The organism is Paenibacillus sp. RC84, from assembly GCF_041260495.1.
Lineage (GTDB): Bacteria > Bacillota > Bacilli > Paenibacillales > NBRC-103111 > Paenibacillus_F.
The window spans coordinates 183703-207897 of sequence record NZ_JBGBYL010000002.1; the positions used below are offsets into that span (position 1 = coordinate 183703).

The window sequence follows — 24195 nt, forward strand, 5'->3', positions numbered from 1 at the left end:
GATGAACGCGAATACGAATGAAAATCCGAATCGGAACAATAAGCCGGTTAAGAACCGGAATGAGGCTGAGAAGCCGAACGACAATCTCCTTGAAAACGATTGTTTGAAAGCGAATTTGAACGCGGATTTGGAGGTTGATCGGAACGCGGTTCTCCATCCGGATTTGTCTGTTTTTTCTATGGATGCCGAAGCGCTGGCGGAAGTGCAGAGGAAATTCAACATCAAGCGGGAGTTCGCCCGGGCTAAAGAAGAGGAGCTTTTCGGCGTGTTCCGGGAGAAGCTGACCGAGGAAGAAGCGTGGGCGCTCAAATTTCTTTTCGCGTATATGCCCTTAAACGATTTGGCGGATTACGACGGATCCTTGTTTTTAAACCATGTCCGCACGACGCTTGAAATCCGCGCGAAAGTACCTTGGGGCCGGCGGGTGCCGGATCGTCTGTTTCTTCACTTCGTGCTGCCTCTTCGGGTGAACAGCGAGAATCTGGAAGACTGCCGGGGCGTTCTTTATGAGGAACTGGCGGAGCGGACCAAGCATTTACCGATGGAAAAGGCGATCCTGGAGACCAACTATTGGTGTCACGAGAAAGCCACTTACGTCGGAAGCGATCTGCGGACGATTTCTCCGCTGACGATGCTGAGAAGCGCGCAGGGACGCTGCGGGGAAGAGTCGACGCTCGCGGTATCCGCGCTGCGGAGCATCGGCATTCCCGCCAGGCAGTGCTACACGCCGCGCTGGGCCCACTGCGACGATAATCATGCCTGGGTGGAGGCTTGGGCCGACGGACAGTGGCATTATATCGGCGCCTGCGAGCCCGAGCCGGCACTGGACCGGGGCTGGTTCGGCGCGCCCGCCCGGCGGGCCATGCTGGTCAACACCAGGGTTCACGCCAACTACCCGGGACCGGAACCGGTTACGCTGGCCGAAGAGTGGCTGACGGAAATCAACCTGCTGGAAACGTACGCGCCCGTACGGACGGTGAACGTTGCCGTCAAAGACGAAGAAGGCCGGCCGGTTGAAGGCGCGCGGGTCCTTTTCCAGCTGTATAACATGGCGGAGCTGTACACGATTGCCGTCCTTACGACCGATTCGGAGGGCCTTGCCGCGTTCAGGACGGGATGGGGAGATCTGCTCGTCCGTGCCGTCAAAGACGGCCTTTGGGGAGAAGAGAAGCTCTCGGCTGCGGGCAGCTCCAGCTTGGTTGTGACGATCCGGAACGCTGAGGAGCCGTCGGGGACGCAGGACGTCGACATGGTGCCGCCTCCCGAGCGGGAAGGCGAGGCCCTGTCCGCGGTTACCGAGGAGATGCTGCGAGTGCATCAGGCACGGGAACAGGAGGGAGCCGCGGTCCGTAAAAGCTTCGAGGATACGTTCCTCGGCGAACAGGACGCGGTAAAGCTGGCCGGAGAACTCGGTCTTCCCCCGGAGCGGGTGTGGAACGTGCTGCGCAAGGCCAGGGGAAACAGCCGGGAAATCCGCGATTTTCTCCGGGAGCGGACCGCCGCCTACGGAGTGTGGCCTCTCCGGCTGCTGGAAAGCATGAGGGACAAAGACATGCTGGATACGTTCCGTCCGACTTTGGACGATCATCTCCTGCACGCCTTGAAATGGGCGGATGCCTGGGAGGAGGACGTGTTCGTCCCGTATATTCTTTGCCCGAGGGTGCACTTCGAAATGATCGGACCGTACCGGCGGCTGTTCGAAGAAGCGTTCACGGCAGAGGAGGCTGCCGCATACCGGGTGGACCCGTCCGGGCTTGTGCGCCGTTTTGCCGCCGAATTCGAGGTGCGGGATGACTTGACCAATCTCCCGGGCCGGGCTTCCGCCGCAGGCAGCTTCGCGCTGAAGAAAGGCGACCGCCTTTCCCTCGATATTCTGCTGGTCGCCGTCTGCCGCAGCCTCGGCATTCCGGCCCGGCTTCATCCGAATAATCAGAAGGCTCAGTTTAGGCTGGACGGCGAATGGATCAATGCCGGTTGGCGCGAACGCGAAGAAAGCAAAGCGCAGAGAGGGACGCTGCTGCTTCGCCAGCCGGGCGGGCACGCGCATCCGGGCGCTGCCGAGCCGCAGGCGCCTGGCGCGCATTCAGACTCTGCGGCGTCTGAAGAGTCCGCCGCAGCGCCCGTTCCTGAGGCTTCCTACTTCCAGAACCTCACCGTGGCCCGGCTTGAGGACGGTCTTTACCGGACGATCGTGTTCCCGCACGGCAAGAGCGACTTGTACGCGGAGCCGCTGGAACTGGAAGCCGGCAGCTACCGGCTGACGACCGGGACGCGGCTTAAGGACGGGACGGTACTGGCCCGCTTCCGCCATTTCACCGTTGTTCCCGGCCGGGAGACGAAGCTGACGCCAACCTTCCGCACGGCTCCTTCCGATGTTCCCGTGCTCGGTTCCGTGGACGGGAACACCGTGTTCGGCAGCCTGGAGGAGAACGGAGAAACCCGTACGCTTGAAGATTTGGCGGGCGGCCGTGCCGTGCTGGCGGCCTGGATCGAACCGGAACGGGAGCCTTCCAAGCATCTGATCCATGAGCTTACAGAGCTTTCCAATTTGTATGCTAAAACGGAAGCAGCCGTTATAATGGTGGTAGGCGACGACCGGAGAACGGTTTCATTCGATCCCGCCCGTTATGGCGCACTGCCTGCGGGAACTCATTTTGTTCGGGATGAAGGTTACGTTTCCCTGGATGAATTTAACGCGAAGCGTCCGCTGCCCGATGCCGGTTTTCCGCACGTATTCGTTGTAGACCGGAAGGGACAAATCCGTCACACCCAGTCCGGGTACAAAGTGGGGTCCGCTAGGGAAGCTTTGCAAATTTTCGAAAATTTGTGTGAGAACGATTAGGAGGAAAACACCGCAATGAGCAAACCTTATGTAGTAGCGGGCTATGTCGTCGATGCCGGACTCCCGGACGTAACCGGGGAAGATCTCGGCAAGCTGACCCATTTGAATGTGGCTTTCGGCCATGTCCGGGAAGATGAAATCCGGATTGATCATCTTGCCCATCTGGATGAGCTAACGCGTTTTAAAACCGTCAATCCGGAGCTGGTTCTGCTCCTGTCTGTCGGCGGATGGGGAGCGGGCGGATTTTCCGAAGCGGCCTCCACCGAGGAAGGCCGGAGACGGATGGCGCAGTCCGCCGTGAATATCCTCCTGGCGCATCCGTTCGACGGGATTGATCTGGACTGGGAATACCCCTGCTACTCCGCCGCAGGTATCCAGTCGAGCCCTGAGGACAAACGGAATTTTACGCTGCTTCTGCAAACGATCCGGGAAGCGATAGACGAACAGGGACGCAAGGACGGACGCCGTTACCTGCTGACGATCGCGGTGGGGGCCGACCAGTATTATCTGGACGGTACGGAGATGGACCAAGTGCACCGGTATCTCGATTTTCTTCAGGTGATGACATACGACATGCGGGGCGGCTTCCAGGTTCTCACGGGGCACCATACGAATCTTTACAATTCTACGGGGGATCTGTTCCGCATCAGTACGGATACGTCGATTAACCTGTACCTCGGTGCAGGCGTACCCCGCGATAAAATCGTGGTCGGCGCCGCTTTTTATTCCCGTCAATGGGAGAAGGTGCCGGATACGGCCAACGGGCTTCACCAGATCGCCGGAGGCTCGGGCGGATACGGCCCGGATTATACGACGCTTGCAAACGACTACATCAATAAAAACGGCTATGTCCGGTATTGGGACGAGGAAGCGAAAGCGCCTTACCTGTTCAACGGCAGCTCGTTTATCACCTATGACGACGAGGAATCCCTTCAGCATAAGTGCCGGTATGTCGAGGAAAAAAGCCTGGCCGGCATCATGTTTTGGGAGTACGGCTGCGATAAAACCCGCCGTTTGCTGGACATCCTGCACCAGGGCATGCGTAAAGCGGTTGACAGCGCTTCAAAACCCTTTTAAAATCAAAACAACATGAATTCACATAAAGCCACACAAAAGAAGGTGAACCGCGTATGGCAAAAACGATTGTCCTTGTATTGGACGGACTGCGCTACGACGTCATGCTCTCATCCATGGGTTATCTGAATCATCTGGTCGAAAAGTCGCAAGCGGCCTTGTACAAAGTGAAATCGGAGCTTCCGAGCCTCTCCAGGCCGCTTTACGAGGTGCTTCTGACAGGGACGCCCAGCTACATAAACGGGATTACGGCCAACCATGTCGTCAGGCTGTCCCGTTTTCCGAGCGTCTTTCATCTGGCCCGGCAGCAGGGCTTGACGACAGCCGCGGCGGCTTATCACTGGGTGAGCGAGCTGTACAATTCGGCGCCTTTCGATTACGTGGCCGACCGCATACAGCACGACGAGAGCAAGCCGATTCAGCATGGCATGTTCTACTATGAGGACTCTTATCCGGATTCCCATCTGATCGGGGATGCCGAGTATTTGCGCCGGACGCACGACCCGGACTTCCTCTATATTCATCCGATGAATATCGACGATGCGGGCCACAAATTCACGTCCGATTCCGCCCGGTACCGGGGCCAGGCTCTGCATATGGACGGACTGCTTGCCGTTCTCCTGCCCGTTTGGATGGAACAGGGCTACCAGATTCTCGTTACATCCGACCACGGCATGAATGAAGACGGGCATCACGGCGGGACGGGCGACGCGGAGCGGGATGTCGGCCTGATCGCGATCGGGGACCGGTTCACGCCGGGCGTGTACACGGACAGTTACCTGCCCCAGTTGGCGATTGCTCCTTTGATCTGCTCCCTGCTCGATATTCCGGTGTCCTCCCATATGTCGGACATTCCGGTGACCGGCTTCCGCAAGTAGGCCGGAATTTTCCGCGCTTCGGACGCCTCAAACGAACCTGCCTGAACCGGTTTATAACCGGAGCAGGCAGGTTTTTGTTTGGCAGGTTCGGAGCTGACTCACAAGCCTAACCGGGCTCAACTGCAATAGAATGGTGGCGAAGAACAAGGCGGGGTACGTGAATACCGCTGCGCACGTCAGACGCGAACCGCAGCAAAAAAACCTGCCTGACCGAGGCCCTTGTGCCGTTGGTCAGACAGGCTTACTATTACTTTGTTTGTCTGCGAGGAATAATAAGAAATCCAATTAATAATAAAATGCCTCCCGAAATCGCGATGGCTATTGGAATAATTGTCGCAAAAGGGTTGCCGGAAGCATAATTGATATCAGAGTAATACCCTATCATAGGGGCACCGCTATTCTTTATTAAATAAATATCTAAAGGATCGTTAGAACGATTCTCGTTCGTCACATGTTTTGCAGTCATTTTTTGTTGATTATCAATATAATAGATAGTCCAACTGGCTTGTTCCTTCATTGTTTGCACAATTGCTACCGAGTCATTTTCATTGCTGGACTCCTCATTTTTGTGGATAGTGAGTACATTCACCCAAACCCCGTTTGCAGGTGCAACATCTGTTGATCCAGGTAGTTTTTCTCCATTCAACAATATTTCTACATGTATAAGATCGTTCTTAGGTGTATCAATAACTTTTATATTATTGTTATTTATCTCCAAGGCATTTTTAGTGACATCTTGTTGAGCTATCGTATAGGTCATGTTCAACGAGCGTTGAATTTGTTTCTCTTTGTACATTAAATATAACGGATTACTAGTAGCCAAAATTATCATTACACCCAGTACAATTAGAAATATGGAAGAAAATTTCTTCATAAATACAGCCGCCTCTATTAACTATCATAAGGATGTTAGTAATTTCATCGTAACCTATATATTTGGAGGATAGTAGTTCTATTTTTAATAGGTCTTAATTGTTCGGCCGCAAACCGCAGCAAAAAAACTGCCTGACCGAGGCCCTTATGCCGTTGGTCAGACAGGCTTTTATTGACTGGACAACGGCTGTTCCCTCGCCGTCCAATCTTTTTTACATGAACTTCCGGTGGCTCTTCTTCCCGTCGTACGAAAACAGCACCGCTTTGTCCTCCACCACGCTTTGCAGGTAGACGGGTTTGCCCCACAGTCGGTACAAGTACGGCAGCGTTTTTTCCACGTATTTCAGGTCGAGCTCGACGCCTTCGTACGAGTGCCGCAGGTAAAGCTCTCCGTTGCGTTGGTAATCCCCGTCGTACACTTCCAGATAAGGAAAGCCGCCGTTAACCCGGGAATATACCAGCTGGTCCCGGATGTTTTTCCAGGTCTTGTCGGTGATTTTCCATTCCGGCCCTTTTTTCTCGAACACATACAGATCCAGGTCTTCGACCAGCTCTTTGGTCATGTAATTGCGGATAAAAGACGTGTCCGAATCGAATTCGCGGACCTCGATAATTTTGTTCCGCCCTTCGCCGCCCCGCCGTCCGTACTTTTCCCGTTCTTCCTCTTTCGGATTGTCCCAGCGCTTCTCGATATCCTCGAAGATTTTGAGCCCGAGGTAGTAGGGGTTAAGCGTATGCCTGGACGGCTGGACTACGCCCGAATTCAGCTTGGAGTACTCGATCGTCTCCTCCTCGGTCAGATCAAGCTCGCGCAGAATGCGTTGATGCCAGTACGAAGCCCAGCCTTCGTTCATGATTTTGGTCTCCATCTGCGGCCAGAAGTAGAGCATTTCGTCGCGCATCATGGTCATAATATCGCGCTGCCAGTCCTCCAGGTGGGGAGCGTTCTCTTCAATGAACAGGAGAACGTCCTTCTCCGGCTTCGGCGGAAAACGGCCCGGCCCGCTTTCTTCTTCATCCGGTTCCGGGTCCTGCCGCTCCAGATCCCACAGGTCTTCGTAGCCGGTTTTCGGTCTGCCGTTCCTGCCGAGCTTATCGTTCTCCTTGTTGTCCTGTTCCTCCGGCTTCCTGCGTCCCGGCGTCGTCAGGCTCGGATCGACGTGCTCCTGCACGGCCAGCACGCAGTCCAGAAACTCCTCGACCCGCTGGGTCCCGTACTCGATCTCGTATTGGCGCACGCGCTCGGCGGTAGCCGACATGCTTTCCACCATATTGCGGTTGGTGCGGGAGAAGCGCGCGTTGTTCTTGAAGAAATCGCAGTGAGCGAGGACGTGCGCAACGATCAGCTTGTTCTGGATCAGCGAGTTGCCGTCGAGCAGGAAAGCGTAGCAGGGATCGGAATTGATGACCAGCTCGTATATTTTGCTGAGCCCGAAATCGTATTGGGTCTTCATCTTGTGGAACGTTTTTCCGAAGCTCCAGTGCGAAAAGCGGGTCGGCATTCCGTAAGCCCCGAACGTATAAATGATATCGGCGGGGCATATTTCATAGCGCATCGGATAGAAGTCGAGGCCGAAGCCTTCGGCCACTTCCGTAATTTCCGCAATCGCATGTTCAAGCTGGCGTATTTCGTCCGGTGTCAAATGAGTTCGCCTCCCTCGGTACGGGGTGTGAAGAAGGATCGGAGCGCCTTGTACACTTCGGATTTTTCCCGGATGATGTAATGCATAAATTTCGGATGATGAATATTGCGGTAAGCGGACATGAGCGTCGAGCTCCGGTTGTACTGGTTGACTTCGCCGTAACCGAACATGTTGGAACGTTCTAATAACTGTCCGATCAGCTTCACGCAGCGTTCGTTGTCCGAAGTGAGATTGTCGCCGTCCGAGAAATGGAACGGATAAATGTTATACTGCTCCGGCGGATATCGGGAGTCGATGATGTCCAGCGCGGCCTGGTATGCGGAAGAACAGATCGTGCCGCCGCTTTCGCCTTTTGTAAAAAACTCCTCCTCCGTCACTTCTCTCGCTTCCGTATGATGGGCGATGAACACGATTTCGACATGCTCATACTTCGTCCGCAGAAAACGCGTCATCCAGAAGAAAAAGCTCCGGGCGATAAACTTCTCGAACGATCCCATACTCCCCGACGTATCCATCATGGCGAGGATGAGAGCGTTGGAATGGGGCTTTTCCACTTCGTTCCACGTTTTGAAACGCAGATCGTCCGGCGAAATGCCGTGGATGCCGGGATCGCCCTGCGTGGCGTTGCGCCGTAAATTTTCGAGTATCGTCTTCTTCTTGTCGATGTTGGACATGATGCCTTTCTTGCGGATATCGTTGAAAAGCACTTCCTTCACCGCGAAATTTTTCTTATCTTTGCGCTGCAGGAACGGCAGTTCCAGCTCCTCGAAAAGCAGAGCCTGCAGCTCCTCGAACGAAACCTCGGCCTCGTAATAATCCTCGCCCGGCTTATCGCCGGCTCCCTCGCCTTTGCCTCCTTTGGAGGAAGGCTGGGGATCTACGCCGAGAACGTCGCCGACTTGACTGTCGCCGTCGCCCTGTCCGACATGCTTGCTTTTCTGGTAGTTATATCGGAACCGGTACTCGTCGAGTGAGCGGATCGGGACTTTGACAACCTGCTTGCCGTTGGACAGAATGATGCTCTCATCGGACACGATGTCGGGCAGATTCTGTTTGATCGCATCGCGGACTTTTTCCTGGTGTCTCGTCTGGTCCTGGTAGCCTTTGCGGTGAAGTGACCAGTCCTCTCGGGAGACGATAAACGAAGAGTCTGTCATGATGGGCACCTTCCTTGTGGAATATGGGGCACAGTTTGGCCTGTTGTTAAGTAAGTATATTCACGGGAAGGGACGATATGTGATCGGGAACGAGATAAAATGTGAGGAATCGGGAATATGCCTGCAGCCGCGCCGGGTTAGCATTAAAAAAACGATGTGGTATACTGAAAGCATTACGATTGGAAAAGAGGGAATCCATTGATCGATCATATCGTGCTTGTAAAATTCGGCGAATCCACGACGCAGGAGCAGCTTCAGGACGTTATCGCCCGATTCAAAGCGTTGAAGAACCACCTGTCCGGCGTCATTGACCTGCAGGCGGGCCTTAATTTCTCAACCAACAACCAGGGGTACCAGCTGGTCCTTTCCGTCCGCTTCGAGAACCAGGAGGCGCTGGAAGCTTACGGACCTCATCCGGAACATCAAGCCGTCGCCGCTTATATCCGCGAAGTCGGCCGTGTGGACAGCATTGTGGTTGACATCCGCATCTGATCGAGGAGCGGACCCGAAGATATAAACGTACATACGAAGCCGTGTGCCGGATGGGTGCCGGCTTCCTTTTATAGGATAGGAAGGCGTTCCGAATACGAACAGAGGAAGGAAGAATCCGTTTATGAAAAAGAATCGTCTGGGACAATCCGATCTGTTTATAAGTGAAGTGGGGCTCGGCTGCATGTCTCTCGGGACGGAGGAAAAAAGGGCGGTCGAACTCGTCCGCCGGGCTCTGGATCTGGGCGTAACGTTCCTCGATACGGCCGATTTGTACGACGAAGGCCGCAATGAAGAGCTCGTCGGCAAAGCCGTCCGCGGACGCAGGTCCGAGGTTGTGCTGGCGACGAAAGTCGGCAACCGCAGAAGGCCGGGCCAAGAAGGCTGGACGTGGGACCCGTCCAAAGCGTATATCAAATCGGCAGTGAAAGACAGCCTGAAGAGACTCCAGACCGATTACATCGATTTGTATCAGCTTCACGGCGGTACGCTGGAGGACCCCATCGACGAAACGATCGAGGCTTTCGAGGAACTCAAGGAGGAAGGGCTCATCCGCCATTACGGGATCTCTTCGATCCGGCCGAACGTTATCCGCGAATATGTGAAGCGCTCCGGCATCGTCAGCGTAATGAGCCAATACAGCATCCTGGACCGTCGGCCGGAAGAAGAGGTGCTGCCCCTGCTTGAGGACAAAGGCATCAGCCTGATTGCCCGCGGCCCGGTAGCCCGCGGCATTCTTACCGCAAGCGGAGAAGAGAAAGCCGCTCAGGGCTATCTCGATCACAGCCCGGAAGAACTGCCGCAGGTACGCAGGCAGTTGCTTGAGGCGGCCGGCCCCGGCAGGGACCCCGGCCATATGGCCATCCGCTACGCGCTGTCCCATCCGGCGGTAGCCGCCGTGATCCCGGGGGCCAGCTCCCTGGAGCAGCTCGCGCACAACGCGGAGGCGGCAGCGGCCGATCCGTTGTCCGCGGAAGAACTGGAGGAGATTCGCCGGATTTCCAAGGCTTCCCGCTACGCGCAGCACCGTTAGGAACAACTGCTCGCAGGCAATGCGGGAATCAACCGCCGGGCGACTGTCTGCCGATCTGGTATAATCAGCCTCTTGTCGGACGCTACAAGCTGCACTGCTTTTATGAGCCGACAACGGAAGAGTGCGATAACGTGTACAACACGTTCTGATTTCATCCCCTAAAAAAAGCCCCTGCGCACAGAGGGACCCAGGGGAAGCCGTCCGGGAATCAAGTGCGAGGGGAGCTCAATAACGCCGGGTAACGGCCGGACACCGGGGTTTATGCCGGTTCCGGCCTGTCTGCGTCTGCGGCGGGGCCTGTCCGGCGGGACGGGTTCAGTCCGCCGATTTTTTGAGCGGAACGGTCCAGTCCGCCGCGCCGATCCAGCTTGCATTGCTGAACTCCCGGCCGCGTACGCGAACCTCGTGCTCGTAAACCTGGATGTACATTCCCTGAGACAATACTTTGGAGCGGCTGCGCCCTACAGTGGAGTTGCTGAACCAGTGAAAGGTGGCGTGGCGGGTATAATGGTTGGCCGTAAAATCGCGGTGCGTGTGGCCCGAGAATACGAATACGTTGGGATAAGGGGCAAGAATAGCGCGAAGCTCGTTGGCCCGGATTACCCGGTGAGTGCCGCCGTCGGAGCCTTCCTGCGGAAGAGGCTGGTGAATCATGACGAGAACAGGGAGATGTTTCTCCAGTTTCGCCAGCTCGGTTTTGAGCCAGGCCAGTTGGGCATCCGAGTACCAGGCTCCTTCGCCAACGTCCGGTTTTTCCTGCACGTAGGCTTCCTGGGACAGCAGGAACACCGGAATCCCGCCGGTTTCAAACTTGCCGTAAGGGCGCTCGGTTTTCATAAAAGCCTGAAACCGCTGCCTCGACTGCGCATCCGTTTTACCGTTAGGCTGCGTTTCCGTGGCGAAGCTTCCTTTGCCGTCAATCCAGATGTCGTAATAGTCGTGGTTGCCCATGTTGGCGTATAACGGAGGCAGCTTGAAGCCGCTGAGCACGCCTTTGAGCTGCTTATAATCGTTATCCGAGCCGTACTCGGTCAGATCTCCTCCCAAAATAAGCGCATCTCCGGGATGCTCCGGCTTTGCGAGATCAGTAAGCGCTTTCTTAAGCTTATCGGAGGTCCCTGAATCATAAGGGGTGACGTGCAGGTCGCTCAGCAGCCAGAGTGATGCGAGGAGCTTTCCCGGGCCGGCAGGCATCGAAGCCGGAGTCCCGGATGGTCCGGGGGAAGCGGTGTTCAGCCCCGAACCCAGTTCCTTGGAAGCGCCGCGGGTAAAAAAAGAGTAGAAAGCGGCGGCGCCGAGAGAGGCCGCCGCAAAAACACCCGCAAGGGAGCGGAGAAATTGCCGTCTGTTCATGTCTCACTTCCGTTCGGAGATAGTGGTGCCGGAGCACGTAGTCTCCCTACTCATACGGATTACGGACAAATCGGTTACACCTGCGGCGGGGAAAATCGGACTATAGAACCGCTTTTTCGAAAACACGCCGTATTCTACGGATTCCCTCGACGATCTCGTGTTCCCGGATCGAGGCGTACGTGAGTCTGAAAAATCCCTTTTTCATGCCGTAAATGCTTCCGGGCCACAGCATGACGCCTTCCTTTACAGCTAAATCGACCAATTGCTTGTCTTCCAAAGGCAGATTGAGCTTGAGCCAGACGTAATATCCCCCCGGTGCGTTATGATTTCCGCCGAAAACGGATGCGTACGGAGAAAGCTCGCTTTGCAGTGTGCTGAGCATGGTATTTCTTCTTGCCGTCAAAGCTTCGCGGATGGAGATCAGGGATTGAACGGACGAAGGGGAGGTCATGTAGAGCTGCGCGAGCCGTTCTCCCGAATGACTGGAGCTGTAACCCATACGGTTTTTGGTCTCGGCGAGTTTGTCGATTACCGGAGGGGGAGCCACAATCCAGCCGGTTCGCATGCCGGGTGTTGATATTTTGGACAACGTTCCGAGGTAGATGACGATCTTATCCCCTTCGGGGGACGCTTTTAAAGGCGGAACGGGCGGCGAGCCGGACAGATGAAGCAGGCCGTACGGATCGTCTTCCACGAGCGGAAGCCGGAGCTGTTCGCACAGATCGATAAGTTTGGCGCGGCGGGCCGGACTGAGCGTTGTGCCTGTCGGGTTCTGGTAGGTGGGGTTCGTAAAAACCATGCGGATGTTGTGCTTGTGAACCAGACGCGGCAGTTCGTCCGGGATCAGGCCGTGTTCGTCTACGGGAAGCGGGAACATGCGGATACCGGATGATGAGAAAACCTGCATCGCATAGATGTAGGAAGGCCCTTCGAGAGCGACTGCGTCTCCGGGCTGGAGAAGAGTGTTGGAAATGAGCTGGAGCGAATGCTTCACTCCTGATGTGACCAGGATGCTTTCGGGAGAAGCGGAGATGCCGGACCGGGTTTTCATAAAATCGGACAGGACGGCGCGCAAGGACGGTTCCCCCCGCTTATCCGAAAAATAGCTGTAGGCCTGCGTGTAGTCGATTTGGGCGGCGAGTTCGCCGAGCAGACCGAGCGGCATCAGATCCGGGGACAGCTCCCCTTTGATCATATTTACGATACCGGGTATGGATGCGGCTTCGCCGATTTTGTCGGTTATGGCCGCGTTGGGATTGAAGAAACGCCGTCCCAGATAATGATCCCAATTCGGCGCGGTCTGGACGGTAGTTTCCCAGAGGCTTTCGCTGACCCTGGTTCCGCTGCCCTGTACCGAATAAACAAGTCCGGTAGCCCGGAGTTCTTCGTATGCGGCCGATACGGTGCTCCGGTTGACGGACAATTGGAGCGCAAGCTCTCTTTCTGTCGGAAGTCGGGTGCCTGGCGAGAGCTCTCCTTTTAAGATCTGTTCCTTGAAATACGTACAAATTTGACGAAATATAGGGGTATGATCATAGGGCCGCGGTTTCCAGCGCATATTCATGGCTAACCCTCCTTGTTTCGTTTATTATACCGCATGAGGGGATTGGATGGGGAAAAAAACTGGGATTGGCTGGTGTGTCTACATAATTTAGGCGATATACTGAACTTACTCGCTACTACATGACGAGGGTGAAAGGAGTTAGATGCGTTTGCTGTTCAAAGAGAAAAAATATGCCTGGTTTCTGCTGGCATTCTTATGGGTATTCGGTTTTGTCGGATCTTTGGGCAGGTTCGTCATGGCCTATTATCAGAAGGACATTTCGGAAACGCTGGGCGTAGGACGAAGCTTTCTGGGCGCTACCTGGTCAACGGCCATTTTTATCGGCGCAATCAGCGCTCCGCTCGGCGGCTGGCTGATCGACAAGATCGGCTACAAGAAAGTCATGATTTATTCGGCGATCGCCAACCTTCTTTCGCTGGCTATCGTCCTGCTTTTCCGGAATCCCATCGGTTACTTCCTCGGGTTCGGATTAATTACAGGCATAGCGGGCATAGGGGCCTCGGCCAGCTATGTGCTGGTCGCGAACTGGTTCAAACATCACCGCGCCAAAGCGTTAATGATCATTGGCAGCGCGGGTTCGCTCGGATTGGCGGTGCTTACTCCCGTCCTTGTCAGCAACAAGAGCTGGCTGAACTGGACAACGGTATACACCGTGCTGTTTATTATCTCGCTCGCGTTTATTCCCTTGATTTTATTGATTGTCCGTTCCAACAAAGAGGCACCCGAAGAAGAGGAGCCGGCAGCACCCGTACAGGAATCATCGTCTTCTACAAATAAGGAACCCGGTGAAGAACAGCCGCCGGCTCCCGCAGAACCTGTCTTTTCCCTGAAGAAAATGTCGGAAGGCTTCAAGGCTTTCCTGCTTTACCTGACCCGCCCGGTTATGCTGGTCATTATGTTCGCGCTCCTTACCTGCGGAATCAGCATGGGCACCGTCGAAATGAACCTGATGGCCATTCACCAGTTGGCCCACGTGTCGGATGGGATGATGTCCTCGTCCCTTAGTCTGCTCGGACTTCTGGAGCTGGTGGGAGGAGTCACGTTCTCCTTTCTTCTGGATTACATGCCGCGCGTCAAAGCACTTGCTTACTTATATTTCTTCCGAATCGCCGGTTTCGCGGTCCTGTTCTTCCACTTCGATTATTCCCCTATTCTCTTCTCGTTGATTTTCGGAGCGACATACCTGGGTGCCGTGCCTGGCGGTATTCTCGTTGCCGGAGAAGCACTGAATGAAGGGAAGAAACAAATCGGCCTGCAGACGGGTATTCTCCTGCTCATTCATCAGTTGGGCGGAGTCGTTGCAGCCATTGCCGGCGGCCTCAACTATGACCTTGCGAATGACTATCAGTTCCTGATCGCGGTCAATGTCGTTTTCAGCTTAGTCGCTTCGGCGGGATATTTTGTTCTTTACCGCAAAGGAATCGGGACCAAGAAAGCTCCTGTTCTTACCGGTGAAGTCGGCGCCTGATAGGAAACTTTCAAGAGAGGCGGGAGACTGCTCCCGCTTCTGCTTGACCGGCAGTCTAAGTCCGGCTTGACGTTTTCCTTACTTTTTGAGTTCGTGCTTCGATATTTCTGTGCCGTCGGTGTTTTTCACGGTGTGCACTGGAGATATATAGTCTATGAGACAACATGAGAAGGTGAAGAAAGCGAGGTGTCGGCATAGGCAGTCCTTTTTTTTAAGCACAAATTGGATATTAATAGAAAACTAAGGAGTTGATTTTAAAATATGAAAATAATACCAAGATACGATGAAGATTTTTTTAACTGTGTGGAAAGTCATTACGTCAGCTATTGGAAAGCAGAAGGCATCCCGGTTGAATATATGTTTTACGGTGCCTTGGAAGATACCGGTAACGTCTATGAGCATTTTGTCGCAAAAAGGGACAACCGCTGGCTTTTTCACGATAAAAAGCGCGTTTTGGACGATATTCATCATTTCGGCCTGACATTACGCCAGGAGAGAATCGAAACGTTTCAAGAAGCGGAGCCGAAAATTATCGAAGCGCTGGATGAGGGAAAAATCGTGTTTTTCTTCATCGACGGGTACTATTTCAAACACCGCACCTTTACTTATCTCCAGAAGCATGAACCCCACTGCATGATGATTTCCCAGCTCAGCCACGAGGGCGGAAAGAAATGGTTTATTCAAGATCACTCCCAGCCGGATTTCTTCGACTACTACCCCCATGAAACGGTTGAGAAAGCCTATGACGATAACCCCACAGAACAATTTGTCAAAGAAATCATGATTTTCGACATCGACCGCGAACGGGCGGCCAATCCTGAACTGGATCAAATCAAAGCGAAATTCGAGCTCTGGGTCCATGAATGCCGCGACGAGTTTAAAATTTACCAGCAGACTATCGACTTTCTGGAAGCCAACCGTGAAGACATCTCCAAGGTAGAAGAGGAACTGGAGGCGTACCAGAATGCGTTTTTCTTCCTTTACAGCTCCCGGCTCCTGTTCAGCCGATTCCTCGATGTCATGAACATTGAAACCTCCATCCGCGATTCTTTAAATGAAAGCATCCAACTGACCGACAGAATCCGCAAACTGATCACCAACTACAAAATCCTGGGGAAAATCAGTGTTCCCAAAATTACGGAAGCATGCGGCAAACTCTACGAAATCGAGCCTAAAATGATCCAGACCCTAAAAAAAGAGCTGCTGGCACAAAAAATATAGGAGGAGTCAACTTTTATGAATCCAATCGAGCACAAAATCAGAGAAATTCTTACACAGGCGGACATCGCCGTCGACCAGATCGGAAGCAATGACGATATGACCACAATGGGGTTGAACTCGTTAACCCTGATTAAATCCATGCTGGAAATCATTAAATTTTACGATCTCGAAATCGATGAGGAAAGCGTGGAATTTTACAACATCAAAACGATTCAGAACATGGTGGACTTCGTGTCCGCGAATGTAGCCGAGAAAGCCAACGCTTAACAAAAAACGGGATTTTAAATAGGGAAGGGGCATTTATTTTAATGGAAAAAGCAGCAGGAACAGCAGCACACTATGATGTGATCGTAATCGGGGCGGGAATCGCGGGAACGATCCTGTCCGCCATATTGGCCAGGCAGCAGCTCAACGTGCTCGTTATCGATGCGGCCACTCATCCGCGTTTCGTGATCGGGGAATCCATGATTCCCGCCACATCTTTTATGATGCGGATTATGGCCGAGCGCTACGATGTGCCGGAAATCATGCACTGCAGCACACTGCCGTTTGTTCAAAATCATATCACATCGAATTCCGGAACAAAACGCAATTTCTCGTTCTTCTACCACCGTGAGGGAGAGGCCCAGAATCCGAAGGAAAGCACGCAGTTGCCGGTGCCTAATATCCCTTACGGACCCGAGGCTCACTTGTTCAGACAGGACACCGATGCCTACATGATGGCGGTGGCCATTAAATACGGCGCCAAAGTGAAGCAGAAGACGATGATCTCCGATATCGACATTCACGAGGACGGCGTAAACATCAAAACGACGGCGAACGAAGAGTTCAGCGCCAAGTATATCGTAGACGCCAGCGGCTTCAACTCCGTATTGGCGAAACGTCTCGGTCTGCGCGAAGAGCCGTCGCGGATGAAAACGAAATCCCGTTCCATTTTCACCCACATGGTAGGCGTGAAACCGTTCGACGAAATTACAAATAAGGACGAGCACAAGCTCCCCAACCGGATTCATAACGGTACGCTGCATCATATTTTTGACGGCGGCTGGCTGTGGGTCATCCCGTTCGACAACAACGCGAAATCGACGAGTATTCTTTGCAGCGTAGGTCTTCAATACGACCTGAATCGCAATCCGGACAACGTTTCGAACAAAAAGCCGGAGGAAGAATTCGCCGACTTCCTCGAAGCTTATCCCGATGTCAAAAAACAGTTCGAAAATGCTAAACCGGTAAGAGAATGGATTTCCAGCGGAGGCCGGCTTCAATATTCCGCAAGCAAGGTTATCGGCAAGCGCTTCTGTCTGCTGGCACACGCTTCCGCATTTATCGACCCTCTGTTTTCCAGGGGCCTTGCCATTACGACGGAGACGATCAATTCGCTTGCCCAGCGCTTAATCGACGCCGTGAGAGAAGACGACTTCAATGAAGAGCGCTTCGAACCGGTTTCCCGTATCATCCAGCAATCTTATGACACGAACGACCGCCTCGTTTCCTGCTCGTACACCGCTTTCCGTGATTTTAACCTCTGGAATGCCTGGTACCGCGTATGGGCGCTCGGACAAGCTTTTACTTCCCTTCGTCTGACTCAAGTCCTCTCCAAATTTTACAAAGAAAGAGACTTGCAAATCCTGCTTGATATCGAGAAAGCTCCTTTCATCGGCTCCTTGTGCGTGGATTTTGCGGAGTTCCAGCCTCTGTTTGAAAAGGTAGCTTCGACGGTGGAAGCGGTCCGCGATCATGGGCTTTCTACGGAAGAAGCGACCAAACGGATTTACGGTTATTACGAAGAAGTGCAGAGCTTCATTCCGGACCAGTACGAATTTTTGAACCCGGAAAGACGCTTTATTTCCAAAATGGATATGCTTTCCCTGTATGAAGTCGTCATGTGGGGTGCGCAGCAGGCGCCGGATACGATCCGTAAGCTGTATTTCGATATCGACGAATCTTTCCTGAAGGGAACGAAGGAGCCGGCTTCCAATGAGGTTCCCGTTGCGACGGTATAACATGTCGGGAGGACGTAAATCATGCATCTTCTTCTCAATGTAATAGTCGCTCTGATTCTCATTCTTACGTCTGCGCGGATTATGGCGAGAGTGGCGGTCATGCTGAGATTTCCTTCTGTAATCGGGGAGATGGTAGCGGGAATTCTTCTGGGACCCACCTGCTTCATGTATTTCTTTCCCGAGATCAGCAAATCGGTATTTAATGCGGATGTCGGCAATGCGATCTACATTTTAAGCAATTTCGGCTTGTGCCTGTACATGCTGCTCGTCGGTATGGAGATGAAAGGCATCGACCGGAAATCGTTCCGGCAGGCCGGCTTGCTCGCTTCATCGGGAATTATTCCTCCCTTTCTGCTTGGGGGAGGAATCTCCCTCTTCCTGTATGCGTCCCTTGCGCAGCAGCAGATTACCCAGCTCGAATTTTTCCTGTACATGGGCGTCGCTTTATCCATTACCTCGATTCCCATGCTGGCGAGAATCCTCGAAGAGGAGAAGCTGCTTCAGTCCCGTTTCGCCTCGCTTACTCTGCTGGCGGGAAGTATAGACGATGTGATCTCTTGGTGTATTCTGGCTGTTGTCATTGTCATGGTACAAGCCAAAAATATGTTCTCGGGAATATCTACTCTGTTGTACACCGTTCTGTTCGTTCTAATTGTGCTGTTTGTCGTCAAACCGCTCATGGAACGCTTTGGCGCAAAGGTTCAGAAAGCCGGTTTTTTGTCGCACGGAGGATTGGCTTTAGTGCTGTTATTGACTTTGGGCGCGAGTTTCGTCACGGAATACATCGGTATTTATGCCGTCTTCGGCTGTTTTATTCTGGGACTGGCCATGCCGCGAAGCGAAGTGTTTCTCAACGAAATGAACTTCAAAATCAGGGACATTACCGTCGTCTTTTTTCTCCCGCTTTATTTCGCCTATTCGGGCATGAAGACAAATCTGCTGGACCTGTTCAGCGTCGATATGCTGTTTCCGTTCCTTATCCTGCTGCTTTTCTCCATTCTGGGCAAATACGGCGGATGCACGCTTTATATGAGAAAGATCGGATTCAGCTGGAGGGAAGCATCCGCAGTCGGCGGCTTGATGAATGCCAGAGGTCTGATGGAGCTGGTCGTCATCAACATAGGGATGACTTACGGAATCATTACGCCTAAGCTGTACGCCATGCTCGTACTGATGGCGCTTGTTACTACCGCTCTCGCTATGCCGATCTATTATTTCTCCATGGGGACCAAGTCTCGTGCGGCTTCGGCGGTATTCCCTCCTAAAGTCCAGTACCGTACAGAGGACGGGGGATAGGAACATCAATCTGAAGAAGGTGGGAAAACGATGAATATTCAAGACAAAATCAAACAATTTATTATGGAAGCCTCGGACGGAAATGTGACGCCGGAGGATCTGGAAAGAGTGGGCGACGACATCGGAAGATTGGGACTCGACTCCCTGGCGAAGATCAAAATCGTCGTTCTGCTGGAAGAAGCTTACGATATTGAAACTGAAGTGGAGGAAATCAGTCCGGAAGTGCTCAATTCCATTTCCCGTCTGGCGGAATTCATCGAGCAGGAAGTCCAGAAAATTTCTGTATAACGCTCTTTAATCATTCTTCAACCGGAAGGGGACTAAAATCAGTGAGCCAGTTTATTGAAGAGATGGTCTATGCCTCTCAAATTTTGTACCTGGAGGGACATAACGACATTAACAACGGGCAAATTTCCTACCGTGATCCTGAATCGGGAAATATTTGGATCCGGAAAGGGTTCCTGGGCTGGGAAGAAACGACGCCTGACGATTTTATCCTTATCGATTCCGAAGGCAACCGTTTGAAGGGAGAGGGGCATATTCCCTCGGAATGGCCGCTTCACACAGAAACCTACAAAGCGAGGGCGGACGTGAACTGCATTATCCATTCGCATCCCCCGTATTCCATGATTTTCAGTGCCACGGATTTGGACCTTCGTCCGGTCACGCACGATGCGACACCGATTATGAATACACAGCGGTTTACGCTGACTACAAATACGGTAACGAATCCGAATATTGCGGCACAGGTAGCCGAGTCGCTCGGTAAAAGCAACACGCTGCTGCTCAAAAACCACGGGCTGGTCGCAGCCGGCAAAACGATTCCGGAAACCGTCTGCTGGGCGGCCGTTCTGGAGAATGCTTGCAAACTTCAGCTTATCGCCGAATCGACAGGTGTTCCCTACACATGGACAGAAGGCCATGAGATCAAAATGAAAAGCAAAATCATTTTTGGCGCGACAGCGATCCGGGAATACTGGGCCTACTGGTGCAGGAAGGCAGACCGGCATTTTAACCCCCATTCCAAAAATCATTTGGTAGGAGTGTAACATGACCAATCAACTGTTAACTCAAGAGGATGTTCTGTCCATTTTCTACAATTTAAAAGGCCGGGAATACGTAGGAAGCAAATTTTCCAAATCTCCGCGTCCCGAAAGACATAAAAACTTCGAGGGACCCTATACCCGCCTGAAAACATCCGTTTTTAACAAAACCAATGAGGATATGCTGCCCAAGACAGGGTTAAGCATTCTGGAGCAGGTGCTGCTCAGCTCTTTCAGTGTCACGTCGGTTAAATTTTACGGCTACCAGTCCGAAATGCTGTGGTCGTTCCCGTCTGCCGGAGGCTGCTATCCGGTCGATGTGTATGTTATTGTCCGTTCGCTGGACGGTGTGGAGCCGGGCATTTATTATTACTCGCCTCTCAATACTTCTCTTCATAAAATCGCCTGCGCGGATTCCCTTTTTCTGCTGGATGAGGCGATCCTTCCACAGGACCAGGACGCGGATTATTACATCATGGTTTCGGCCGTTCCTTGGCGAAGCTGCTGGAAATACTCCCATCGCGGCTACCGTTTCAGCTTCATCGACGCGGGCCATGTCCTGGCAAATTTCCAGACGATCTTCCATTCGCTCGGCGTAAATTTTACCACGTATACCGCATGCAAAGATCAGCATATCAAAACGCTGCTTCATTTGGACAGCCACGAGGAACCGGTCGGCATTATCGCCGTCAAGCAGCACGAAACCAAACCTCGGGCCGTGCAGCAGGCCTATCGCGGGAATTATCAAAGTCGCTGCATCACTACGTTCGACAGCGGTTTGTCCGCTTTCGACTGGGAACCGATCCGGTTGTACCAGGAGAAGGTGCGCCAGTCTCTCCAGCATCAGCAGCCGTCTGAGGACTGGACGGTACGCCATCATATCCCGGCGGAATGGAACGATTACAACGAGATGCTGCGTCTGATCATCGAACGCCGCTCCAGCTCCTCCTATCTTCCGGTTGAAATTCCGCGTCACGATTTCATCCGTCTGCTGGAATTTGTAAACAGCCTCGGTATGCCGATCCGCATATTCTGCGTCGTCCATGCCGTGGAGGGCATGATTCCGGGCACGTACGAATTCAACGGCAGCGAGCTGAAAATGATCAAGGCCGGCGATTTCAGAGCCCGCTCCACGCAGCTTTGCTTCGATCAGGAATTCGTACACGATTCTTCGGTCCTGTTCTTCTTTGCGATCGATAAGTCCCAGGTGAATGACAAAAACTTTTACACCTATCAGCAAAGACTGGTAGATATGGGAATTCTGGCTCAAATGATCTACCTGAAGTCGGGAGAACTGAAGCTGGGTTACTCCGCTATCGGCGGTTATTACGACGAAGAAGCGAAGGAATTGTTTAACCTCGGGGAAAACATGGACCTGCTCTACTCCGGTACGCTGGGCAAAGATGACGTTAACTCCGCCTTCAAGGTTAAAATGGATCGCTACTATCTGAACAAACCGAAAGACAGCGAAGAGGTAAAGGGTGATTCGCCGGCTCAAAACGAGCGCATCATCGACAAGCTGTATGAAGCGGTGCTGAAATACGGACCGAAAGAAGCGATCCGCTACGCGGATGAAAGCTATACGTACCACCAGTTCTGGAACCAGGTGGAGAAGACGGGCGCGTGGATCAAACAGCAGATTCCGAAGCAGTATCCCGTGGGGATTTCCATGAAAAACTGCCCGAACTATTTGTTCGCGTACTACGGCCTTCTTCTGGAAGGGTATATCCCGATGCTGATCGATCACACCTTTACCCAGGATGAGGTGGACAACCTCTGCTCTTACTACAACATCGGATCGCTTCTTACACTTGACGGAGAGGGCCGGATTCAGGTCCAGCTTCGGGAAGAAAGCTTCGATTCGTTCGACGAAGACGAATTTGCGAATGTGGCGACCTGCCGCTTCTCCTCGGGTACGACAGGGCGGCCTAAATGCCTGATGTTCACTCATGATGCGGTGATTAATGCCGGAGTGAACTGGGCCAAGGCTTCGGGGATCACTTCCGCCGATAACGTGCAGGTAACCGCGCTGTTCCATAACGGACTCGCATTCAATACGTCCCTGCTTGCCGTATTCGTGTCCGGTGCCTGCCTGTTTATCGCGAAGCAGATTACACCGAAGTCGATCTGGGAAACGGTCATGAAGGAAAACATCTCGATTCTGGTCGCATTCCCTGTCGTCTACGATTTGCTCAACAACTCCAAATATTGCAAACCGGAACACAACCTCCGCTTGTGCTTGTCCTCTGCGGCTCCGCTGCATCATGCCGTGAAGCAGGCGTTTCTGGACAAGACCAGTATGGAAATTTGCGATTATTACGGCATCGTCGAGGCGGGGCCTTGTACGTTCAACAACGGCAGCAAGGAAGCTTCGCTCGGTACGCCGGTTCCCGGAGTTGATATCCGGATCGTGAACGAAGAGGGGTTTGCCGTTGCGGATGGTGAATCGGGCATTATTCAAGTCCGTTCCTCCTCCATGGCCAAAGGCTACTATAAAGCCTCCTTCCCGTTTGTCATATCGCCGGACGGCTATTATCAGACCACGGACAGAGGCTTTATCGAACACAACCACTTGTACATTAACGGCCGTTCTTCCGACATGATCAACGTCGCCGGCAAGAAGATGGACCCGCTTGAAGTGGAAAATGTCCTGCTGAAGCTGACCGGCGTCCAGGATGTCGCCGTTGTCGGTGTCATGAATGAGCGGAAGACGACCGAGTATCCGGTAGCCTTCGTCGTACTTGATCCGGGTGTGACGATTGACGATCTTATCGCACACTGCCAGCAGTATCTGGCTCCTTTCAAGCTGCCGCAAAAATTCGTTACGGTAGATAGCATTCCGCGCAGCGGAGTCGGCAAAATCAAACGCAAGGAATTAGCGGATTCACTGTCATAAGCAAAAACTCCCGCACCGGCGGGGAAACACCGCCGGTGCTCCATAAAACGCATAAATGAGGGATAAACATGCTCGTTTTACAAGATTACATTCAAAAGTCCTTTGCGGACCGCATCGGCGGAGACAAGTTCGGCAAAGGAAACGAGGTTTATAAATTCGAGAAAATTAAGCGCGCGAAGGCTCAAGCATTAAAAGAAAAACCGGGAATCCCCATTATCGACATGGGATTAGGGGAGCCGGACTGGATGGCCGACAAGGAGGTCGTTAACGTTCTCTCCACGGAAGCGGCCAAACGGGAGAACCGGTTCTACTCGGATAACGGGTCGTTCGAATTCAAGGAGGCGGCTGCCGCTTATATGGAGCGGATTTACGGTGTAAAGGGGCTTGATCCGACGACCGAAATCAATCACTGTATCGGCTCTAAGCCTGCCCTGGCCCAGATTCCGGCCGTTTTCATCAATCCGGGAGATATTACGCTGATGACCGTGCCGGGCTATCCGGTTATAGGCACCCACACCCAGTGGCTTGGCGGTGAAGTGGTCAAGATGCCGCTGCTGGAGGAGAACGGCTATCTGCCCGATCTCAATGCCTTGTCCGACGAGGTGAAGAAAAGAGCGAAGCTGCTCTATTTGAATTACCCGAACAATCCGACCGGCGCCGTGGCTACCCGGGCGTTTTATGAAGAAGTCGTCCGCTTCGCCAAAGAAAACGAGATTATCGTCGTTTCCGATGAAGCTTACGCGGCCTTGACGTTCGACGGCGAACCTCCGCTGTCGTTCCTATCCGTCCCGGGGGCCAAAGATGTGGGCGTTGCCATCCAGTCCTTGTCGAAGGCGTTTAACATGACAGGCTGGAGACTAGGTTTCGTAGCCGGCAACGAGCTTGTTCTTAAGGCTTTTTCTTATGCGAAAGACAATCACGATTCCGGGCAGTTTCTCGCGATTCAGAAGGCAGGCGTCTACTGTCTGAATCATCCGGAAATTACAGAAGCTACCGCAGCCAAATATTCCAGACGGCACGGTCTTCTGGCCGAAGCCTTAGGCTCGGTCGGTTTTAAAGTGCGGAAGCCCAAAGCGACCTTCTATTTGTATGCGCAGGCTCCCAAGGGGATAGAAGACGGCCCCCGTTTCGACAGTGCGGAGGACTTTTCCCAGTATCTCATTACCGAAAAGCTCATCTCCACCGTGCCATGGGACGACGCAGGCGCTTACGTGCGTTTCTCCGTCACGTTCGAAGCGGAAGGCGAAGAGGAAGAAAGAGCATTGATCGACGAACTGAAATCGAGGCTGCACGGACTCCGGTACATCTGGTAATCCCGGCGCAGAGGCAGTATGGACAGGACAGAAGGCTGCCCTCAATTTG

At 53.1% G+C, this 24195-nt stretch carries 19 protein-coding genes and 1 pseudogene; 15 read left to right on the forward strand and 5 right to left on the reverse strand.

The genetic code is table 11. From position 1 onward, the window contains the following. The first annotated feature begins 1 nt into the window (after position 1). Genes ABH899_RS04540 through ABH899_RS04550 form a run of 3 tightly spaced genes read left to right on the forward strand, consistent with a single transcriptional unit; the run spans position 2 to position 4794 of the window. Complete coding sequence (locus tag ABH899_RS04540) at positions 2 to 2842, forward strand: transglutaminase domain-containing protein (RefSeq protein ID WP_369994372.1); 2841 nt, start codon at positions 2 to 4, stop codon at positions 2840 to 2842. Positions 2843 to 2857: 15 nt separating this feature from the next. Then, entirely contained in the window at positions 2858 to 3919 is a 1062-nt protein-coding gene (locus ABH899_RS04545; protein WP_369994373.1) for a glycoside hydrolase family 18 protein, read from the forward strand. A gap of 53 nt (positions 3920 to 3972) precedes the next feature. After that, positions 3973 to 4794: an alkaline phosphatase family protein gene (locus ABH899_RS04550; RefSeq protein WP_369994375.1), complete on the forward strand. Its 822-nt coding sequence runs from the start codon at positions 3973 to 3975 to the stop codon at positions 4792 to 4794. Positions 4795 to 5041: 247 nt separating this feature from the next. Here ABH899_RS04550 and ABH899_RS04555 read toward each other — a convergent pair whose 3' ends face one another. The 3 genes from ABH899_RS04555 to yhbH all read right to left on the reverse strand — a co-directional run bounded on the left by ABH899_RS04555 (position 5042) and on the right by yhbH (position 8467). After that, entirely contained in the window at positions 5042 to 5668 is a 627-nt protein-coding gene (locus ABH899_RS04555; protein ID WP_369994377.1) for a hypothetical protein, read from the reverse strand. A 211-nt stretch (positions 5669 to 5879) separates the two neighbouring features. Then, a complete protein-coding gene (locus ABH899_RS04560; RefSeq protein WP_369994380.1) occupies positions 5880 to 7310 on the reverse strand; it encodes a SpoVR family protein in 1431 nt (476 codons plus the stop codon). Further along, entirely contained in the window at positions 7307 to 8467 is a 1161-nt protein-coding gene (gene yhbH / locus ABH899_RS04565) for a sporulation protein YhbH (RefSeq protein WP_009677120.1), read from the reverse strand. Before yhbH ends, ABH899_RS04560 begins: the two co-directional genes overlap by 4 nt. A 198-nt stretch (positions 8468 to 8665) precedes the next feature. Between yhbH and ABH899_RS04570 the strand changes: the two genes are divergently transcribed. The 3 genes and pseudogenes from ABH899_RS04570 to ABH899_RS04580 form a co-directional block, all read left to right on the forward strand. After that, the gene (locus ABH899_RS04570; protein ID WP_009677155.1) at positions 8666 to 8959 is read left to right on the forward strand and encodes a Dabb family protein; all 294 of its coding nucleotides are present in this window, start codon (positions 8666 to 8668) and stop codon (positions 8957 to 8959) included. 121 nt (positions 8960 to 9080) lie between these two features. After that, positions 9081 to 9989 carry an aldo/keto reductase gene (locus ABH899_RS04575; protein WP_369994382.1) on the forward strand — a complete coding sequence of 303 codons (909 nt, stop codon included), beginning with the start codon at positions 9081 to 9083 and terminating at the stop codon, positions 9987 to 9989. Between the two features lie 29 nt (positions 9990 to 10018). Continuing rightward, a pseudogene (locus tag ABH899_RS04580) lies at positions 10019 to 10138 on the forward strand (cell wall hydrolase); the annotation flags it as partial. 166 nt (positions 10139 to 10304) lie between these two features. Here the strand turns inward: ABH899_RS04580 and ABH899_RS04585 are convergent. Together ABH899_RS04585 and ABH899_RS04590 are read right to left on the reverse strand one after the other, a co-directional pair. Next, a complete protein-coding gene (locus tag ABH899_RS04585; protein ID WP_369994384.1) occupies positions 10305 to 11342 on the reverse strand; it encodes a metallophosphoesterase family protein in 1038 nt (345 codons plus the stop codon). 100 nt (positions 11343 to 11442) lie between these two features. Further along, complete coding sequence (locus tag ABH899_RS04590) at positions 11443 to 12906, reverse strand: aminotransferase-like domain-containing protein (RefSeq protein ID WP_369994386.1); 1464 nt, start codon at positions 12904 to 12906, stop codon at positions 11443 to 11445. Positions 12907 to 13048: 142 nt separating this feature from the next. On the opposite strand from ABH899_RS04590, the gene ABH899_RS04595 reads away from it, so the two are divergent. The 9 genes from ABH899_RS04595 (at position 13049) to ABH899_RS04635 (ending at position 24146) form a co-directional block, all read left to right on the forward strand. Then, positions 13049 to 14374 (forward strand): MFS transporter, encoded by a 1326-nt coding sequence (locus tag ABH899_RS04595; protein ID WP_369994389.1) that lies wholly within the window; start codon positions 13049 to 13051, stop codon positions 14372 to 14374. A 261-nt stretch (positions 14375 to 14635) separates the two neighbouring features. Next, entirely contained in the window at positions 14636 to 15595 is a 960-nt protein-coding gene (locus tag ABH899_RS04600) for a hypothetical protein (protein WP_369994390.1), read from the forward strand. A 15-nt stretch (positions 15596 to 15610) separates the two neighbouring features. Continuing rightward, positions 15611 to 15862, forward strand: a complete 252-nt coding sequence (locus tag ABH899_RS04605) for an acyl carrier protein (RefSeq protein WP_009677159.1) — start codon at positions 15611 to 15613, stop codon at positions 15860 to 15862. 41 nt (positions 15863 to 15903) lie between these two features. Next, positions 15904 to 17598: an NAD(P)/FAD-dependent oxidoreductase gene (locus tag ABH899_RS04610; protein WP_369994392.1), complete on the forward strand. Its 1695-nt coding sequence runs from the start codon at positions 15904 to 15906 to the stop codon at positions 17596 to 17598. Between the two features lie 21 nt (positions 17599 to 17619). Continuing rightward, positions 17620 to 18894 carry a cation:proton antiporter gene (locus ABH899_RS04615; protein WP_369994393.1) on the forward strand — a complete coding sequence of 425 codons (1275 nt, stop codon included), beginning with the start codon at positions 17620 to 17622 and terminating at the stop codon, positions 18892 to 18894. A 30-nt stretch (positions 18895 to 18924) separates the two neighbouring features. Further along, entirely contained in the window at positions 18925 to 19182 is a 258-nt protein-coding gene (locus ABH899_RS04620) for an acyl carrier protein (protein WP_009677174.1), read from the forward strand. Between the two features lie 41 nt (positions 19183 to 19223). Further along, on the forward strand, positions 19224 to 19943 hold the full coding sequence (locus ABH899_RS04625) for a class II aldolase/adducin family protein (protein WP_009677162.1): 720 nt from the start codon (positions 19224 to 19226) through the stop codon (positions 19941 to 19943). 1 nt (position 19944) lies between these two features. Next, on the forward strand, positions 19945 to 22833 hold the full coding sequence (locus ABH899_RS04630; RefSeq protein WP_369994397.1) for an AMP-binding protein: 2889 nt from the start codon (positions 19945 to 19947) through the stop codon (positions 22831 to 22833). Between the two features lie 68 nt (positions 22834 to 22901). Beyond that, the gene (locus tag ABH899_RS04635) at positions 22902 to 24146 is read left to right on the forward strand and encodes an LL-diaminopimelate aminotransferase (protein ID WP_369994399.1); all 1245 of its coding nucleotides are present in this window, start codon (positions 22902 to 22904) and stop codon (positions 24144 to 24146) included. Positions 24147 to 24195: the final 49 nt, after the last annotated feature.

Excerpts from the sequence above, each read along its gene's own strand:
- ABH899_RS04545 (WP_369994373.1), top strand. The coding sequence starts at position 2,858 with ATGAGCAAACCTTATGTAGTAGCGGGCTATGTCGTCGATGCCGGACTC.
- ABH899_RS04605 (WP_009677159.1), top strand. The coding sequence starts at position 15,611 with ATGAATCCAATCGAGCACAAAATCAGAGAAATTCTTACACAGGCGGAC.
- ABH899_RS04575 (WP_369994382.1), top strand. The coding sequence starts at position 9,081 with ATGAAAAAGAATCGTCTGGGACAATCCGATCTGTTTATAAGTGAAGTG.
- ABH899_RS04595 (WP_369994389.1), top strand. The coding sequence starts at position 13,049 with ATGCGTTTGCTGTTCAAAGAGAAAAAATATGCCTGGTTTCTGCTGGCA.
- ABH899_RS04550 (WP_369994375.1), top strand. The coding sequence starts at position 3,973 with ATGGCAAAAACGATTGTCCTTGTATTGGACGGACTGCGCTACGACGTC.
- ABH899_RS04555 (WP_369994377.1), bottom strand. The coding sequence starts at position 5,668 with ATGAAGAAATTTTCTTCCATATTTCTAATTGTACTGGGTGTAATGATA.
- ABH899_RS04630 (WP_369994397.1), top strand. The coding sequence starts at position 19,945 with ATGACCAATCAACTGTTAACTCAAGAGGATGTTCTGTCCATTTTCTAC.
- ABH899_RS04590 (WP_369994386.1), bottom strand. The coding sequence starts at position 12,906 with ATGAATATGCGCTGGAAACCGCGGCCCTATGATCATACCCCTATATTT.
- ABH899_RS04635 (WP_369994399.1), top strand. The coding sequence starts at position 22,902 with ATGCTCGTTTTACAAGATTACATTCAAAAGTCCTTTGCGGACCGCATC.
- ABH899_RS04615 (WP_369994393.1), top strand. The coding sequence starts at position 17,620 with ATGCATCTTCTTCTCAATGTAATAGTCGCTCTGATTCTCATTCTTACG.
- ABH899_RS04585 (WP_369994384.1), bottom strand. The coding sequence starts at position 11,342 with ATGAACAGACGGCAATTTCTCCGCTCCCTTGCGGGTGTTTTTGCGGCG.
- ABH899_RS04540 (WP_369994372.1), top strand. The coding sequence starts at position 2 with ATGAACGCGAATACGAATGAAAATCCGAATCGGAACAATAAGCCGGTT.
- yhbH (WP_009677120.1), bottom strand. The coding sequence starts at position 8,467 with ATGACAGACTCTTCGTTTATCGTCTCCCGAGAGGACTGGTCACTTCAC.
- ABH899_RS04600 (WP_369994390.1), top strand. The coding sequence starts at position 14,636 with ATGAAAATAATACCAAGATACGATGAAGATTTTTTTAACTGTGTGGAA.
- ABH899_RS04610 (WP_369994392.1), top strand. The coding sequence starts at position 15,904 with ATGGAAAAAGCAGCAGGAACAGCAGCACACTATGATGTGATCGTAATC.
- ABH899_RS04620 (WP_009677174.1), top strand. The coding sequence starts at position 18,925 with ATGAATATTCAAGACAAAATCAAACAATTTATTATGGAAGCCTCGGAC.